The sequence below is a fragment of the Streptomyces sp. NPDC051136 genome (genome assembly GCF_044455745.1).
Classification (GTDB): domain Bacteria; phylum Actinomycetota; class Actinomycetes; order Streptomycetales; family Streptomycetaceae; genus Streptomyces.
In genome coordinates, this window is the sequence record NZ_JBITFE010000008.1 from 146,757 (window position 1) to 162,708 (window position 15,952).

Annotated in this window: 14 protein-coding genes; 5 read left to right on the forward strand and 9 right to left on the reverse strand. The window is 73.3% G+C overall.

The annotated features are described in order from the left end of the window. Positions 1–22 precede the first annotated feature (22 nt). The 5 genes from ACIBCJ_RS23610 to ACIBCJ_RS23630 all read right to left on the reverse strand — a co-directional run bounded on the left by ACIBCJ_RS23610 (position 23) and on the right by ACIBCJ_RS23630 (position 6,692). Positions 23–1,153 (reverse strand): aminopeptidase P family protein, encoded by a 1,131-nt coding sequence (locus ACIBCJ_RS23610; protein WP_362092691.1) that lies wholly within the window; start codon positions 1,151–1,153, stop codon positions 23–25. A gap of 628 nt (positions 1,154–1,781) precedes the next feature. Beyond that, entirely contained in the window at positions 1,782–2,423 is a 642-nt protein-coding gene (locus ACIBCJ_RS23615) for a PDZ domain-containing protein (RefSeq protein WP_365978339.1), read from the reverse strand. A gap of 75 nt (positions 2,424–2,498) precedes the next feature. Next, the gene (cyc2, locus tag ACIBCJ_RS23620; RefSeq protein WP_365978340.1) at positions 2,499–4,715 is read right to left on the reverse strand and encodes a germacradienol/geosmin synthase Cyc2; all 2,217 of its coding nucleotides are present in this window, start codon (positions 4,713–4,715) and stop codon (positions 2,499–2,501) included. Positions 4,716–4,809: 94 nt separating this feature from the next. Further along, entirely contained in the window at positions 4,810–6,027 is a 1,218-nt protein-coding gene (locus ACIBCJ_RS23625; protein WP_362510562.1) for a damage-control phosphatase ARMT1 family protein, read from the reverse strand. A gap of 17 nt (positions 6,028–6,044) precedes the next feature. After that, a complete protein-coding gene (locus ACIBCJ_RS23630) occupies positions 6,045–6,692 on the reverse strand; it encodes a ScbR family autoregulator-binding transcription factor (RefSeq protein ID WP_133886302.1) in 648 nt (215 codons plus the stop codon). A 430-nt stretch (positions 6,693–7,122) separates the two neighbouring features. Here ACIBCJ_RS23630 and ACIBCJ_RS23635 point away from each other — a divergent pair, with 430 nt between their 5' ends. From ACIBCJ_RS23635 to ACIBCJ_RS23655, 5 genes are all read left to right on the forward strand, one after another. Next, on the forward strand, positions 7,123–8,139 hold the full coding sequence (locus tag ACIBCJ_RS23635) for a substrate-binding domain-containing protein (RefSeq protein ID WP_362510566.1): 1,017 nt from the start codon (positions 7,123–7,125) through the stop codon (positions 8,137–8,139). 72 nt (positions 8,140–8,211) lie between these two features. Further along, a complete protein-coding gene (locus ACIBCJ_RS23640; RefSeq protein WP_365978341.1) occupies positions 8,212–10,665 on the forward strand; it encodes a nitrate- and nitrite sensing domain-containing protein in 2,454 nt (817 codons plus the stop codon). After that, a complete protein-coding gene (locus tag ACIBCJ_RS23645) occupies positions 10,662–11,081 on the forward strand; it encodes a roadblock/LC7 domain-containing protein (RefSeq protein WP_133886305.1) in 420 nt (139 codons plus the stop codon). Before ACIBCJ_RS23640 ends, ACIBCJ_RS23645 begins: the two co-directional genes overlap by 4 nt. Before the next feature lies 1 nt (position 11,082). Further along, positions 11,083–11,442, forward strand: a complete 360-nt coding sequence (locus tag ACIBCJ_RS23650) for a DUF742 domain-containing protein (RefSeq protein ID WP_133886306.1) — start codon at positions 11,083–11,085, stop codon at positions 11,440–11,442. Beyond that, positions 11,429–12,067, forward strand: coding sequence for a GTP-binding protein (locus ACIBCJ_RS23655; RefSeq protein WP_399283153.1), 639 nt, complete (start codon positions 11,429–11,431; stop codon positions 12,065–12,067). Before ACIBCJ_RS23650 ends, ACIBCJ_RS23655 begins: the two co-directional genes overlap by 14 nt. A gap of 12 nt (positions 12,068–12,079) precedes the next feature. Here ACIBCJ_RS23655 and ACIBCJ_RS23660 read toward each other — a convergent pair whose 3' ends face one another. The 4 genes from ACIBCJ_RS23660 to ACIBCJ_RS23675 form a co-directional block, all read right to left on the reverse strand. Beyond that, positions 12,080–13,042: an ABC transporter substrate-binding protein gene (locus ACIBCJ_RS23660; protein ID WP_362510572.1), complete on the reverse strand. Its 963-nt coding sequence runs from the start codon at positions 13,040–13,042 to the stop codon at positions 12,080–12,082. A 74-nt stretch (positions 13,043–13,116) separates the two neighbouring features. After that, positions 13,117–13,782 (reverse strand): ABC transporter permease, encoded by a 666-nt coding sequence (locus ACIBCJ_RS23665; protein ID WP_362092666.1) that lies wholly within the window; start codon positions 13,780–13,782, stop codon positions 13,117–13,119. Then, positions 13,779–14,480 carry an ABC transporter permease subunit gene (locus ACIBCJ_RS23670; protein WP_362092663.1) on the reverse strand — a complete coding sequence of 234 codons (702 nt, stop codon included), beginning with the start codon at positions 14,478–14,480 and terminating at the stop codon, positions 13,779–13,781. Before ACIBCJ_RS23670 ends, ACIBCJ_RS23665 begins: the two co-directional genes overlap by 4 nt. Next, positions 14,477–15,634 carry an ABC transporter ATP-binding protein gene (locus tag ACIBCJ_RS23675; protein ID WP_365978342.1) on the reverse strand — a complete coding sequence of 386 codons (1,158 nt, stop codon included), beginning with the start codon at positions 15,632–15,634 and terminating at the stop codon, positions 14,477–14,479. Before ACIBCJ_RS23675 ends, ACIBCJ_RS23670 begins: the two co-directional genes overlap by 4 nt. Positions 15,635–15,952 lie beyond the last annotated feature (318 nt).

The window sequence follows — 15,952 nt, forward strand, 5'->3', positions numbered from 1 at the left end:
TTCGGGGTCCGTCCGCCACCGGTCACTCGACGATGATCATCTCCCGCGTGGTGTCGTTGAGCCGCCTGCCGCCGTCCTCGGTGACGGTGACGATGTCCTCGATGCGTACCCCGAAACGGCCGGGCAGATAGACGCCGGGCTCGACCGAGAAACACATGCCGGGCACCAGGGGCTGCTCCTCCCCCTCGATCATGTACGGCGGTTCGTGCGTGGTGACGCCGATGCCGTGGCCGGTGCGGTGGATGAAGTACTCGCCGTACCCGGCGCCGGCGATGACCGCGCGGGCGGCCCGGTCGACGTCCTGGCAGGCGGCTCCGGGCCGCACCGCGCGGAAGCCGGCCTCCTGCGCCTCGCGGACCAGGTCGTGCACCCGGCGCTCCTCGTCGGTGGGCGCGCCCACGTGGACGGTGCGGGAGGTGTCGGAGCCGTAACCGTCCTTCAGGCCGCCGAAGTCGAGGACGACCATGTCGCCGTCCTCGATGACGCGGTCGCCGACCTCGTGGTGCGGGTTGGCGCCGTTGGGCCCGGAGGCGACGATGGTGAAGTCGACCTGTGAGTGCCCGAACCGCCGCAGCAGCTCGGCGAGGTCGGCGGCGACCTCGGACTCGCGGCGCCCGCCGAAGCGGACCTTCCGGATCTCCTCGAAGGCGGCGTCGGCGGCGGCGCCGGCCGCCGCCATCAGTTCCAGCTCCGCCGCGTCCTTGACGGCGCGGAGCATGGGCAGCGCCTCGGTGAGGGAGGCGTAGGACGTGTCGGGCAGCGTGCGCTGGAGCTGGAGCAGGTGCATCGCCCAGGCGTTGTCGCTGATGCCGAAGCGGCCGGCCCGGTCGAGGAGGGCGGCGGTGGCCGCGTAGGGGTCCTTGCCGTCGGTCCAGTCGCGCAGGGTCAGCGCGGGGGCACCGGCCGCCTTGGCGGCGTCGGGGGCCTCCAGGGCGGGGACGACGAGCACGGGATCGCGGTCCGGGGCGAGGACGAGCAGGGTGAGCCGCTCGGTGTCCGCCGTGGGCGCGTAGCCGGTGAGCCACACCAGGTCGGGGCCCGGGGCCACCAGCAGCCCGGCCAGCCCGGCGTCGGCCGCCGCCCCGGCGGCACGCCGCATGCGGGTCCGGTAGTCGTCGGCGGTGAAGGGAGCAGCGGGCCTGCTGCCGGTCATCCGGGCCTCCCAGGGCACGAGGGTGAAGGAACCACGGGCAGCATCCTGCCCGCAGGAAGAGGGCGGCGCGAGCCGATTGCCGTGGATCGGCCCTCACGGCCGACGGCCGGGCGCCGGTCTCACGGGGGACGTGGTCCGCCGCTCGGAGTGAGACGGCACCGCACCCGCGCTCGCGCACGCCCGGCGGTCCGCGCCGGGACCGCTGATCACGGCGGGCCCGCGCTCCCGCCGTCACCGTGTTCGCGAACGGCCGCCGGGCGCCGCCCCCGGGCGACGCGGGCCCGGCGGCCGGCCCGGGAGGGCTTGCCGGTGGGCCGGTGTCCCGGTGGCCCGGAGGGCGAACCGGTAGACAGACCTCCCGCTGGCCCGGCTGGCGAACCGGTAGACAGACCTCCCGCCGGCCCGACAGGCGAACCGGTAGACAGACCTCCCGCCGGCCCGGGAGGGCCGGCCGGTGGGCCGGCAGGCGAGCCGGTGGACGGATGCCCCGGCGGTCGGGGAGGGGGCGCCGGGACAGTCGCGGGCCGGGACGCGACCGGCCCGCCACGTGCCGGACGGTGCCGGACGGCTCACGAGCCGCTCCGTACGGTCGCGTGACGGCACGGTCGGGCGTGGCCGGGTGCGGCCCTCAGGTGACCACGCCGGGCAGGGCCGTCAGCTGTTGGTAGCCCCCACTCCGGTGGCGCACGGTGAGCTTCACCTTCTTGCCGGGCCTGGCGCGGGACACGGCGTGCGCGAGGTCGGCGGCCGAGTCGACGCGAGTGGTGCCGAAGGCCAGCAGCACGTCTCCCCGCACCAGGCCCGCCGCGTATCCGGGGCCCGGCACGTGGACGCCCACGACCCGGGCGCCGGGCCCCTTGTCGTCCACGGCCTCCACCCCGAGGGTCGCGCCGACCGGGACCCGGGAGGGCGAGGGGCCGGACGACGGGTGGCCCGGTGCTCCCCGGGTGCCCGTCGCCGTCCCCCCGGTCCCCGGCACTCCCGCCGTCCCCCCGGGTCCCGGCGCTCCCGGCGCCCCGCCAGGCCCCGCCGCTCCGGCCCGCTGTTGCAGCTCGGCCAGCTTGCTCATGCCGATCACGGTGGCGCCCACCGTGCCGAGCCCCACGCCCGCGAGGACGAGGACGACCGCGGCGAGCACGCCGAGCAGCACGGTGACCGCCCGTCGGCGGCGCCGGCGCCCGGTGTGCGGACGCCGGTCGGTGTCGGGCTCCGTGCCGGGCCCCGGGTCCCTGCCGGGCATCGGCTTGGGACGCAACGCTGTCTGTTCCATGGATCGCCTCCGGCAGGTGCTCTACCCGGCGCACCCGCGCGTGACGAGCCACGAAAGAGTGAGACTGAACGCCGGTCAGGGCGTCGGGACGGGGCTGCTCCTCGGCACCGGGACCGGCGGGGGCGCGAGGACCGGCGCGGTCACGGGCGCCGCCGGAATCCGGTCGGGGAGGAATCCGTGGGTGCGCCCCGCGAGGTACTCGGCCCGGTAGCGCGGGACGTTCCGGTGCCAGTTGAGGATGCCGGCCATCCAGTTCTGGAGGTCGGCCACATACCCCTGCATGACGGTCCGCGCCTGCTCGGACAGCTGGAAGTCGTCGTACACCACGGGCAGTTCGTGCGCGACGACGTGCTCGAACTGGCGCATGCGCTGGTTCATCAGGTCCTGCACGACGCCCAGGGCGTCCGGGTAGCCGACGCCGAAGAAGTTCTGCACGACGAGGACGGCGTTGTGCATCTCGCCCTCGTACTCGATCTCCTTCTGGTACGAGAAGACGTCGTTGAGCAGGCAGCCGAAGTCGATCGCCGCGTTCTCCAGGGAGCGGACGGGGCCGCTGCGGTAGACCTCGGGCGGCACCGCCGGGCCATGTCCGGCGCGGCACAGGCCGAGGGTGAGGTCGGAACCGAAGGTGGCGCGGCGCATCTCCAGGTAGTCGACCGGGTCGGGGACGCGGTGCTGGATCTGGTTGGACAGCTCCCACACCCAGGACTCGGTCATCTTGTCGACGGCCGTCCTCAGCGGGCGCCGCTCCTCGGGCGTCATCCCGGCCGTCGTGCGCGCCCACAGGTCGGTCAGGGAGCGCTCCATGGCGTTGGCTGGCGGCGGGGCCGGCTCGCCGTCGAGCGGCATGCACGCCGACAGGCGGGCCGTGGTCAGCCGGGCGGCGGCGAGGTCCCGGCGGTGGCCGTGGACGAGCGGGTAGTAGTCGTCGCCGTAGGTGCCGAAGGCCAGCCAGCCGGAGGCGAGGTCGAGCTGGTCCTGTGTGGCGTCGGGGTCGAGGCCGGCGGCGCACAGTGGCAGGTCGCAGCTCTCCAGCTTGTCCTGGTCCCAGACGCCTTCGCTCAGGATGCCCATCCGCAGGCACCACTCGGACAGGTGCCGCCGGGAGCCCTCCAGGGCGGGGCTCAGCCCCAGCGGGTAGGGCATGCGGATGTCGGGGATGACGGAGGGACCGACCTTCTGGAAGGGCACGTGGGTGTAGGAGCGGGCCCGCCGGGCGGCCGCCTCGGCGAGCAGCGCGCCGACGTCCGCGGCGGAGGTGCCGGGGCCGGTCAGCGCCTGCCAGCCGGCCGGGGGGCGCTCGCCCTTGTTCATGTAGCGGCTGGAGCGCATGTGCCATTCGTGGCCGCCGGACTGCCAGTCCTGCAGGCCCTTCGCGTACGCGCCGACGGCGGCGACCTCGGGCGGGGTCAGGCCGCTCTCCAGGGCGACGGCGGGCACCTCGGTGAACGCGGTGTGCTCGAACTGGTGCAGCCGGGAGGTGAGGACGTCGTTGACCAGCTCGGCGGCTTCCTGGGTGGTGCAGCCGAAGAAGGTCTCCAGGACCAGCACCCCGTTGCTCAGCTCGCCCTCGTCCTCGACCTCCCGCTGGTAGGAGAAGAGGTCGTTGCGCAGGTGGACGGCGTCGGAGAAGGTCTCCATGAGCACCCGCAGCGGCCTGGACCCGGCGACGGCGGCGGGCACCTCGGCGGTCGCGTACTCCACGAGCCCGGCGGACCAGGGGGCGCCGCCCACCTTGCGGCGCATCTCGATGTACTCGACGGGGTTCGCGACGCGCCCCTCGTTGATGTTGGACAGCTCCCACAGGGACTCGTTCAGGAGGTGCTCGGTGGCGACGGCGAAACGGCGGCGCCAGTCGGCCGACATCGCGGGCACCGTACGGGTCCACAGGTCCGCCAGGCCGGCCTCCACCGGGTTCTCCGGCCGGGGCATGTCGGCGGCCGGGTCGAGCGGCATGAACAGCGGGAGCCGGTCCAGGTGGGCCTTGCCGGCGAGGCGGTCCTGGGTGCGCTTGAACTTCTCCAGGAAGTGGTCGTCGAAGAAGAAGACCCACACGTACCAGTCGGTGATGAGGGAGAGCGCCGGCCCGTCGCAGTCGGGGTGGGTGTAGGCGCAGAGCAGGCCGTAGTCGTGGGCGTCCAGGTCCGACTGCTCCCAGACCCCGGAGCCCTCCAGCATGCCCATCTCGCGGGCCCACGCCGTCGAGTGGGCGCGGGCCTCGTCGAGATGCGGGTTGAGCCGCGCCGGATGCGGCAGGTAGAAGTGCGGGAGTCGGAAGGGCTGTTGCGTCATGGCCCGGCCCTACCCACGGCCCTTCGGACGCATCCGGCCGGCGGCACATGATCACACCATCGCGTGAACCGGCCCGCGCCGCGGAACTTTTCCCTCAGGGCCTGGCCTGGATCAGCGCATGGGTCCCGCCGGTCCGCCAGCGCCGCTCGCCGCCCGCCTCCAGCGCGGCCTCCGTCCCTGCGTCCAGCCCGGTGATCACGTCGGACTTGAGGGTGCGCAGGGCGGCGACCGGGCCGGGGAAGTACGCGGTGACGTCCGCGAAGGAGGTGGTCGCCGGCCAGCGACGGTCACCCACCAGACGCCGGTAGTTGAGGTCGCCCTTGAGCACGGTGACGGTGGCCGCGGCGAAGTCCTCGCGCAGGTCGTCGGGCATGTCCGCGTACGGCAGCGGCGCGCAGGAGAAGGGATGGGCGCGCACGGTGACGCGGCCGTCGGTCAGCGCGGCCCAGAGCCGGTCGCCGTACGCGGCCGCCGTGCCGTCCGCCGCCACGAGCCGCCGCAGGGCGTCGAGCACGTCGGTGGGCGTGGCGTCGGAGACGTAGTAGGGGTACGGCTTGACGTGCAGGACGGCACGGTCGACGCGGCCCTCGGCGAGGAGGTGGGAGACGAGCAGCAGGTCGGGGACGAGTTCGCGGCCGGCGTTGTCCGCGACGAGGCACAGGGTGGCCGGTTCCCGCCGCGGGGCGCCCGGGCCGGGGGCCGGGAGCAGGGACCAGAGGGTGTCGCTGTCGTCGGCGACGAGCGCGTCCACCTGGTCCGCGGCGTCCGCGCCGCGGTCGGACAGGCGGAAGCCGAGGTCGGCGCGGTTGCCCCACAGCGAGCCGTGCAGCAGGGCCTTCGTCCGCTCGTCGGCGGGCAGTTCGGCGAGGCCGTCGAGCGCGGCGAGCTCCTCGTCCGTCTCCGGCGCGTCGAGTTCGGCCAGCTTGGCGGGCCGGAACGGGTCGACGCCCTGCCAGGGGCCGGGGCCGAAGTAGCCGACGGCGTCCAGGAGGCGGCGGTAGAAGTGGCTCTCGGCCCACAGCCAGGGCACGTCGTACCAGGAGCGGCCCGCGTACCCGTCGAGGCCCCAGGCCGCCCAGCGGTCCCGGTCGCGTCCGGTGGGGTCGGCGTCGGCGGGCAGCGGCTCGACGACGCCGTCGGCGCAGCTCGCGAGGAGCGCGTCGAGCGCCCGGCGCCGTCCCGGATCGAGCGGGAAGGCGTCGCGCACCTGCCGGACGATGGCGGGGTGGCGCTCGGCGAGCACACCGTGCGGGAAGGACCCGGGCTCGTCGCCCAGGATGACGGGCGCGGACGGGGACGGGGTGTCGGGCATGCCCGTCACCGTACCGGTCAGGCCGGGCCCGTCTCCTGCTCCAGGCGCGCGGCGAGGGTGAGGTAGCGGGCCCGCCGGGTCACCGGGACCATGCCCCGGACCAGGATGTACCACATCTCGGCCAGGCGGCGGGGCTGGCGGCCGGACGGTTCCAGCGTGCCGCTCACCACGCGGGTGCCGACGACGGAGCAGACGAGGGTGTGGGCGACGGAGTCCACGTCGATGTCCGGGTGCACGTCGGACTCCCGCACCGCGTTCAGCAGCCGGGAGGTGGCGATCTCCCGCCACTCGGTGAACGGGTGCGGCAGCGGCGGCCGTACCGGCACTCCGGCGGTGGCGAGCCGCAGCCCGGCCCGCAGCACCGGTCCCTCCTCGCACAGCCGCGCCATGGCGAACGTGAGACGCATCAGCGCCTCCAGCGAGGAGTAGCCCCGCCCGTCCAGGTCCCGCGCCAGCCGGCGCGAGGTACGGGACTGGATCTCCATGATGGCGTGGGCGAGGTCCTCCTTCGCCGCGAAGTGGAAGTACAGCGCGCCCTTGGTCACTCCGGCGTGGGCGACGATCTCGCTCAGGCTGGTCGACTCGTATCCGTGACGGTCGAACAGGTCTGCCGCGGCGTCGACGATCGTCGCGCGTGTCTGCTCGGCGCGTGCCTGCCTCGCCATCGGCTGAACTCTCCCGGGCTGGACCCAACAGGCCGGCCGCCTGCCTTTACCCCCTGTACACGATAACTCACCGGCTAACTGCCCGTCAGATCAGCCTTCTTCGGCGAACCCGTGGAGGCACGAACGGCACGGTCGGCACGGACTTCGCGCCCGGAGCCCGCCACCGCCACCGCCACCGCCACCGCCACCGCCACCGCCACCGCCACCGGCATACCGCCCGGGATTCCGCTTCGGCCCGCTTTCGCCGACCGGTTCATCACGATGCGGCACCGACAACTGACAGCGCATCGTTGGTCACTTGACTGTCAGCGGTCACACACGGTTTGCTCCGGCCAGGCGAGTTTCACCCGGTTGGCGCACTGACCCGCGGCTCCGGGCCGGCTCGTCCCGTTCCTCCTGCTCGGCCGCACAGCGAGGTGCCCCCGCCCCCATGAGTACAGCTCCCCCGCCCACCCACTCCCCCGGCCCCTTGCGCATCGCGGCCCTCGCCGCCGCCGTCTGTCTGCTGGCGGCCGGCTGCTCCGCTCTCGGCGGGGACGAGGACGGTTCTTCGGCGGGGGACGCCGCGGGCGGGCCGGGCCGCGACCGGATGAAGATCGTCATGGTCACCCACGGCGGTGAGGGCGACGCCTTCTGGGACCGGGTGCGCAAGGGCGCCGAGGCGGCGGCCGCCAAGGACGGCGTCGACCTGACCTACGCCGGTGACGCCGACACCGCCGACCAGGCCGACCTGGTGCGGGACGCCGTCCGGGACGAGGTCGACGGCATCGCCGTGACCCTGGCCAAACCGCAGGCGATGAAGGCGCCGGTCGCCGAGGCCGAGGCCGCCGGGATCCCCGTGGTCGGACTCAACTCCGGCATCGACGCCTGGCGTTCCACGGGGCTCCTGGAGTACTTCGGACAGGACGAGAGCGTCGCGGGCCGGGCGGTCGGCGAGAAGCTGAACGCCCTCAAGGCCAAGCACGCCCTGTGCGTCATCCACGAGCGCGGCAACGTCGCCCTGGAGGCCCGCTGCGCCGGCGTGAAGAAGACCTTCCGGGGCGAGACCGAGATGCTCTACGTCGAGGGCACCGACATGAAGGCGGTCGGCGCGGCCGTCACGACGCGGCTGCGGCAGGACACCGGCATCGACGAAGTCGTCATGAACGGCGCGGCGTTCGCCCTCGCCGCGGTCGAGTCGGTCGACGAGGCGGGCAGCGGGGCGCACGTCGCCACGTTCGACCTCGACGACGACCTGGTGGCCGCCGTCAAACGCGGGGACGTCCAGTTCGCGGTGGACCAGCAGCCCTATCTTCAGGGTTATCTCGCCGTGGACGCGCTGTGGCTGTACCGCACCAACGGCAACGTCAGCGGCGGCGGGGTGTCCCCCGTGCTGACCGGCCCCGCGTTCGTGACCCGGACGAACGCCGACACGGTCGCGAAGTTCGCCGCGGGCGGCACCCGGTGACCGGACGGTCCCGCGGCCGCCGTCACCCCCCGCGTCCCCGCCCCTCCCGCCCACTGATCGCCTAGGACGACGATGTCTGCACGCACGACAGGCACGACGCGGAAGACGCGCGCCCGGCGTCGCCTGGGCTCCATACGCCTGTCCTTGATCCTCCTGGCCCTGGTGCCCGGCGTCACCCTCGCGACCGTGTGGGGCGTCACGACGATCCAGATGTTCTCCGAGGGCCTGCGGCTCCGTGCGCAGACCCAGCTGAGCCGCGACACCGGCGCCATGGGCACCGAGACGGCCCTCGCCCTGCAGCGGGAACGCAGCCTGTCCGCGGCCCGGCTGGCCGACCCGGGCGGCGACCGGACGGAACTGGACGCGCAGCGCAAGAAGGCGGACGAGGCGATCGCCGAGCTGGTGAGCCAGTCCGACGCGATCGAGAGCGCGCCCGAGCGCGTCTCGGACCGGCTGTACTCGGTGCTCGGCTCGGTGGGCAGCCTGGAGTACTACCGCGACCAGGTGGACGACCCCAGCGACATCACCGCCGAGCAGGCGCTCGACCAGTACACCGCGATCGTCGACGAGCAGATCCACGCCTTCCAGGAGCTGTCCCAGGTCGACGACGGCGACCTCACCTCGCAGGCCGGTCCGCTGGTCGCCCTCGAACACGCCGCCGAGCTGGTCTCCCAGGAGGACGCCCGGCTCACCCTGGCCTGGCCGTCGGACCGGATGGACCAGACGGAGTGGGAGCAGTTCTCCATGCTGGTCCACACCCGGCGCTGGCTGATCCGGGACCAGATCCTCCCCTCGCTCGACGGCAGCGCCAAGACCGAGACCGAGCGCATCCTGGCGAGCCCGGAGTGGAAGACCCTGCAGACCGTCGAGGACCAGGTGCTCGCGGCCCGTACCGCGGACGGGGAGGACCGGATCGACCTGCCGGACCTGCGGCAGCGGTGGGCCCCCGCCATGGAGGGGGTCACCGAGCAGTACGGGCGGCTGATCCGGCAGCAGACGGGCGGGCTCCTGGACCGCAGCGCCGACGACGCCCGCGCGCTGCTGATCAAGGCCGCGTCCCTCAGCGCGGGCGGGCTGCTCGCGCTGCTGCTCTGCATCGTCATGTCCTGGCGCATCACCCGTTCGCTGTCCCGGCGGCTGCGCGGTCTGCGGCTGGCCACCCTGAGCCTGGCCGAGGAGCGGCTGCCCGACGTGGTGGCCCGTCTTGAGCGCGGCGAGAAGGTCGACGTGGAGTCGGCCACCCCGCCGCTGGACTACGGCCGGGACGAACTCGGCCAGGTGGCGCAGGCGTTCAACACGGCGCAGCGCACCGCCGTGCACACCGCCGTCGAACTCGCCGACACCCGGCGCGGGTTCCAGAAGGTGATCCTGGGCATCGCCCGGCAGAGCCAGAACCTCGTCAACATGCAGCTGGGCAAGCTGGACGCGCTGGAGCGCGAGCACACCGACCCGGACATCCTCAAGGGCCTGTACGAGCTGGACTCCACGGCCAGCCAGCTGCGCCGCTACGAGGAGAACCTCGTCATCATCAGCGGTGAGCAGCCCCGGCGCACGTGGCGCGAGCCGGTGTCGCTGGTGGACATCCTGCGCAGCGCCGTCGGTGAGGTCGCCGAGTACCAGCGGGTGGAGCTGCACGCCGACGAGGAGGTGGCCCTCGCCCCGCCCGCGGTGGCCGACGTGATCCACCTGCTGGCCGAGCTGATCGACAACGCGACCGCGTACTCCCCCGCCCCCAACCCGGTCGGGGTGCGGGCTGCGCTGGTGGCCAAGGGCCTGGCCGTCGAGATCGAGGACCGCGGGCTGGGGCTGTCCGAGGAGGACTACGCCTCGTTCAACGCCCAGTTGGCGGTGGCTCCGCAGTTCGACGTGGTGGCCCTCGCCGACGACCTGCGGCTCGGCATGTTCGTCGTCGCCCGCCTGGCGCACCGGCACGGCATCACCGTCACCCTGCGTCCCTCCCCGTACGGCGGGACCACGGCGATCGTGCTGATCCCGCACGACGTCGTGGTGCGCGAGACGGTCGGCGGGGCCGACGGCACCGGTGTCCCGCCGGGCGGCGCGCAGGCCGCCCGGGCCTCCGGCGGCACGGAATCCCCCGCCTCCGGCCCGGCCGGCGGCGAACAGCCCGTACGGTCCTCCCGTCCGGCGCCTCCGGCCCGGTCCGCGGTCGCGGCAGGGGCGTCCGGAGGCTCGCGCGACGGTGAACCCGGCCGTTCCTCCGACGGGCCCGGTGGCCTGGCTCCGCTGCCCCGCCGGGTGCCGCAGACCAGCCTCGCGGCCGAGCTGCGCGACGAGGACCCCGGCCGCCGGGAGGGGCCGGACGACGGATCCGGGGACCACTACGCCGACTTCACGGCCGAACGCGCCGCCTCGTCCCTCGCCGGTTTCCAGCGCGGCACGCTGCGCGCCCAGAGCGACGACGGCACGGACGCCGCAGATACCGACACCGACGGGCGCGTGGTCTCGTCCGCCGGCCCCTCGACTCCGACCGCCGACCGCCGACCGCCGACGAAGGACACGCGATGACCCGACCCTCCCCCGCCACGCACACCGAGCTGGACCAGTTGCTCACCGGACTCGTGGAGCGGGTCGCCGAGGTGAACCAGGCCGTGGTGCTCTCCGAGGACGGACTGGTCGTCAGCAAGTCCACCGGCTTCCTGCGGGACGACGCCGAGCGGCTCGCGGCGACCGCGTCGGGCCTGATGAGCCTCAGCAAGGGCGTCAGCATGGACTTCCGGGGCGGCCCGGTGCGCCAGGCGCTCATCGAGATGGCCAACAGCTATCTGATACTCACCTCCGCGGGCCCCGGCGCGCACCTGGTGGTGCTGACCGGTCCGAACGCCGACGTCGGCGTGGTGGCGTACCAGATGAACATGCTGGTGAAGAAGATCGGCGAGCACCTGAGCGCGGCACCGCGGGCCACCGCCGGCCCCGGCGAGTGACGTGACCGGAGGCGACGCGGCGGGCCGGCTCGTGCGGCCGTTCACGCTGACCGGCGGCCGGACCCGGCCCAGCCGCGCCGACTTCACCCTCATCACGACGGTGACCGCCGTCCACCCGCAGCCCACCCGGGCGGCGCGGCCGCAGCCCGAGCACCTGCGGATCCTGCGGCTGTGCGCCGAGCCGGTGGCCGTGGCGGAGATCGCGGCCCGTCTCGACCTGCCGGTGAGCGTGGTCGTCATCCTGCTCTCGGACCTGCTGGAGGCCGGCCGGATCACCGCCCGGCCGCCGCACGTCGTCTCCCGTGCCTCCGAGGACCTGGACCTGCTGCAGAAAGTGAGGGACGGCCTTGGCCGGCTCTGAGCGCGTCGCCGAGACCATCGCGGCTGCCGAGACCACCGCGGCTGCCGCGGCACCCGCACGCTCCACGGCGCCCGACGCGGTGAAGATCCTGATCGCGGGCGGTTTCGGGGTCGGCAAGACCACCATGGTCGGGTCGGTCAGCGAGATCGCCCCGCTGCGCACCGAGGAACCGCTCACCGAGGCGGGCCTGAACGTCGACGACCTGGCCGGCATCGAGGAGAAGCGGGCCACGACCGTGGCGCTGGACTTCGGCCGGATCTCCATCGGCCGGGACCTGGTGCTGTACCTGTTCGGCACGCCCGGTCAGCAGCGGTTCTGGTTCATGTGGAACGACCTGGCGATCGGGGCGCTCGGCGCGGTCGTCCTGGTGGACGTCCGGCGGCCGGAGTCGAGTTTCGCCGCCATCGACTTCTTCGAGCGGCGGCGCATCCCGTTCGTCGTCGCCGTCAACGGCTTCCACGGCCGGCACCCGTACCCGGCGGCGGAGATCCGCGAGGCCCTCGCGCTGCCGGAGCACGTGCAGGTGCTGCTGTGCGACGCGCGGGAGCGGACCTCCAGCCGGGACGTCCTCATCGCCCTGATCGACCAGCTGATCGACGCCGCGGCCGGTGCCGCGGCGTCGTGACGCCGGCCGCGGTCAGCCGAGGCCCGCGGACTTCAGCCACTCCTTGGCGACGTCCAGCGGGTCCTTCTTGTCCAGCTGGACCTTCGCGTCCAGGTCGAGGAGCGTCTTGGTGTCCAGCTTGGCGGAGACCGCGTTGAGCGTGGCCACGCCGTCCTTGGACAGTCCGTCTCTGGCGACCAGCGGGGTGACGTTCGCGTGGCCGAAGAGGTTCTCCGGGTCCTTCAGGACGACGAGCTTCTCCTTGATGATCGTCGGATCGGTGGTGAAGACGTCCGCGGCCTGCACGGTGTTCTTGGTCAGCGCCGACTGGGTCAGCGGGCCGCCCGCGTCGAGCGCCTTGAACGACTTGAACTTCAGCCCGTACACCGACTCCAGGCCCTTGAGGCCCTGCTGCCGGGTCTGGAACTCGGGCGAGCCGCCGATCACCAGGTCGGGTGCGGCCTCCTTGAGGTCGGCGAGGGTCGACTCGGCGGTGAGGCCGTGCTTCTTCGCCGTCTCGGCGTTGACGGTGACCGAGTCCTTGTTCTCGGCCGGCGACGACTCCAGCAGCGTCAGCTTCTTGTCCAGCTTCGCCTTCGCCGCCTCGTTCACCGCCTCGGCGGACTTCTGCACGGCCTTCGGGTCGAGGTAGGCCAGCAGTGAGCCGTTGTACTCCGGCAGCACCGTGACGGAGCCGTTCTTCATCAGGCCGTAGGTCGTCTCGCGGCTGCCTATGTTGTGCTTGTAGGAGACCTTGAGGCCCTTGGCCTTGAGCGCCTCCCCGTAGATGTCGGCGAGGAGGGTGCTCTCGGCGAAGTTGTTGGAGCCGACGACGACGGTGCCGGCCTCCGCCTTGTCACCCGCCAGCGGATTGTCGGACGTGTCGTCGGAGTCGGAGGAACAGCCCGCGAGCAGCGCCGCCGCGGCGGCGAGCGCGACGGCCGCCGCGCCGGTGTGCCTCGTTCTGGACCTGCTGCTCTTGGCGGTGGAAGTCATCCGTCGATCCAAACGAGCCACTTGCCGGTCAGTCAAGAACGGCCTGGTTACGGTTTTCCCGCCGCCGTGCGCCGTCATCGCCTGCGCACCCCCGGGGACACCGCGAACCGCCCGGCCGCCCAGAAGAGCGCGAGGGTGACGAGTGCGAGGACGGCGACGAGTGCGGCGCCGCCGACGACCTTCTCGTAGTCGCGCTGGTAGAGCCCGTCGATGATGTACCGGCCGAGCCCGCCGAGACTGACGTACGCGGCGATGGTCGCCGTCGACACGACCTGGATGGCGGCCGAGCGCAGTCCGCTGAGGACCAGCGGGAGGGCGACGGGCAGTTCGACCCGGAAGAGGATGCCGGTCTCGTGCATGCCCATGCCCCGCGCGGCGTCCACCGGGGAGGGGTCGACGGAGCGGACGGCCTCGTAGGTGGTGACCAGGATCGGCGGGATCGCGAGGACGACCAGCGGGATCATCACGGGCAGCAGGCCGATGCCGACGACGACGGCGATCAGCACCAGCAGGCCGAAGCTGGGCAGGGCGCGGGCGGCGGTGGCGACGAAGGCGACGGCGTTGCCACCGCGTCCGGTGTGCCCGGTCAGCAGTCCGACCGGCAGCCCGATCGCGGCGGCGAGACCGAGGGCCATCAGCGTGTACTGGACGTGCTCCGCGAGGCGCGTGGGGATGCCGTCGTAGCCGTGCCAGTGGGCGCTGTCGCTGAAGAAGGCGTTGACGAAGTTCAGGACGTTCACCGGGCGGACGCCTCCTGGGGCTCGGGCCGCGCGGCGGCCTCCTTCGGGCGTTGCCGCCTGCCCCGCGGCATCCATGGGGTCAGCAGGTTCCGGGCCAGGACGAGGACCGCGTCGCACAGGATGGCCAGGACGGCGGTGGTGAGGACGGAGTTCACCGCCAGCTCGGGCCGGCCGTACTTCTGGGCGTCCGCGAGGAGGTTGCCGAGGGCGCCCTGGTTGCCGATGAGGGCGCCGACGCTGACCAGGGAGATGCTGGAGGCGACGGCCACCCGCAGACCGGCCAGGATGGCGGGCACCGCGATCGGCAGCTGCACCTGGAGGTAGCGGCGCAGCGGCCCGAAGCCCATGGCGGTGGACGCGGCCAGCGTCTCCTCGGGCACCGACCGCACGCCGTCGACGATCGCCGGGACGAGCACCACCAGGCTGTACACGGCCAGCGGGATCATCACGGTCAGCTCGGTCTGGCCGGTGTAATCGATGAGGACGACGAAGACGGCCAGCGAGGGGACGGCGTAGAACACGGTCGTCACGCCGAGCACGGGCGGGTACAGCCAGCGGAAGCGCACGCAGAGCTGGGCGAGGGGCAACGCGGCGAGCAGGCCCGCCAGGACCGGCAGCAGCGCCTCGCGCAGGTGCAGCCCGATCAGGCCGAGCCAGGTGTTGTCGAGGTCGCTCGGGATGTCGAAGAAGCCGTTCACGGGGCGACCTTCGTGACGTCGACGGGCTCCGCGGCCGGTGCGGCCGTGCCGGGGCTCTCGGCGCCGTGGGCGGCGCGGATCGCCTCGCCGATGGTCTGCTGGGAGACCACGCCGGTCACCCGCCCGTCGGTGTCCACGGCGACGGCCCAGCCGGTGGGCGAGAGCACGGCGCAGTCGAGGGCGGCCCGCAGCGAGTCGGTGCCGGGCACGAACGGCCGCCCGTGGGACAGCAGTCGTCCGGCCGCGAGGTCCCCGGCCGTCAGGCCGCCCGGCTCGGCCCACCCCAGCGGACGGCCGTCCGCGTCGGTCACCAGCAGGTGGGCGGCGTCGCCGGCGGCGGCGAGCTGCTCGGCGGTGGCGTCGGCGGGCACGACCGGGCCGGTGGTCAGCTCCAGGGCGGTGGAGGGGAAGAAGGACAGCCGCCGGATGCCGCGGTCGGCGCCGAGGAAGTCCTCGACGAAGTCGTCCGCGGGGTCGGACAGCAGCTCGGCGGGCGGGGCGAACTGGGCGAGCCGGCCGCCGGTGCGCATCACCGCGACCATGGTGCCCAGTTTGATGGCCTCGTCGATGTCGTGCGTGACGAAGACGATGGTCTTGCCCAGTTCGTCCTGGATGCGCAGGAGTTCGTCCTGAAGTCCCTTGCGGACCACGGGGTCGACGGCGGAGAAGGGCTCGTCCATGAGCAGCACGGGCGGATCGGCGGCGAGTGCCCTGGCCACGCCGACGCGCTGCTGCTGGCCGCCGGAGAGCTGGTACGGGTACCGCTTGCCGAGGGAGGCGTCGAGCCCCACCCGTTCCATCAGCTCCGCGGCCCGTTCGCGGGACTTCTGCTTGCCCCAGCCGATCATGCGGGGCACGGTGGCGATGTTGTCGAGGATCGTCCGGTGCTGGAAGAGCCCCGCGTTCTGGATGACGTACCCCATCGACCGGCGCAGCGTGGTGACCGGCTGCTGCTGGAGGTCCTGGCCGTCGAGGAGGATCGTTCCCTCGGTGGGTTCGACCATCCGGTTGATCATCCGCAGGGTCGTCGTCTTCCCGCAGCCGGAGGGTCCGACGAGGACCGTGATCGCGCGGTCGGGTATCTCCAGCGACAGCCGGTCGACCGCCACGGTGCCGTCCGGGTACCGCTTGGTGACTGAGTCCATCCGTATCAAAACGCCGAATACCCTTCGGGTCTGGCAGAAGCTGCCCGCTCCGGCCGCGGTCGGTGGGGCCGTCGCCGGTCGAGTGTAGACGGCTGATCCGCGGGCCCCCGCTGCTCAGGGGCGACTCCTTCCCCCTGTCCGGGCGTTCACACCGGGACAGGGGACGGCTCCCGCGATCCGTACGCGATGGCCGCCGGACGGCGGCGCGGGGGGGGGGGGGGGGGGGGGGGGGGGGGGGGGGGGGGGGGGGGGCCCGCGCGCGGCGGCCGCCGCCCCGGGCGCGGGGGCGGCGCGGCGCGGCGGGGTGGGCGGTAGAGTGTGGAGGGG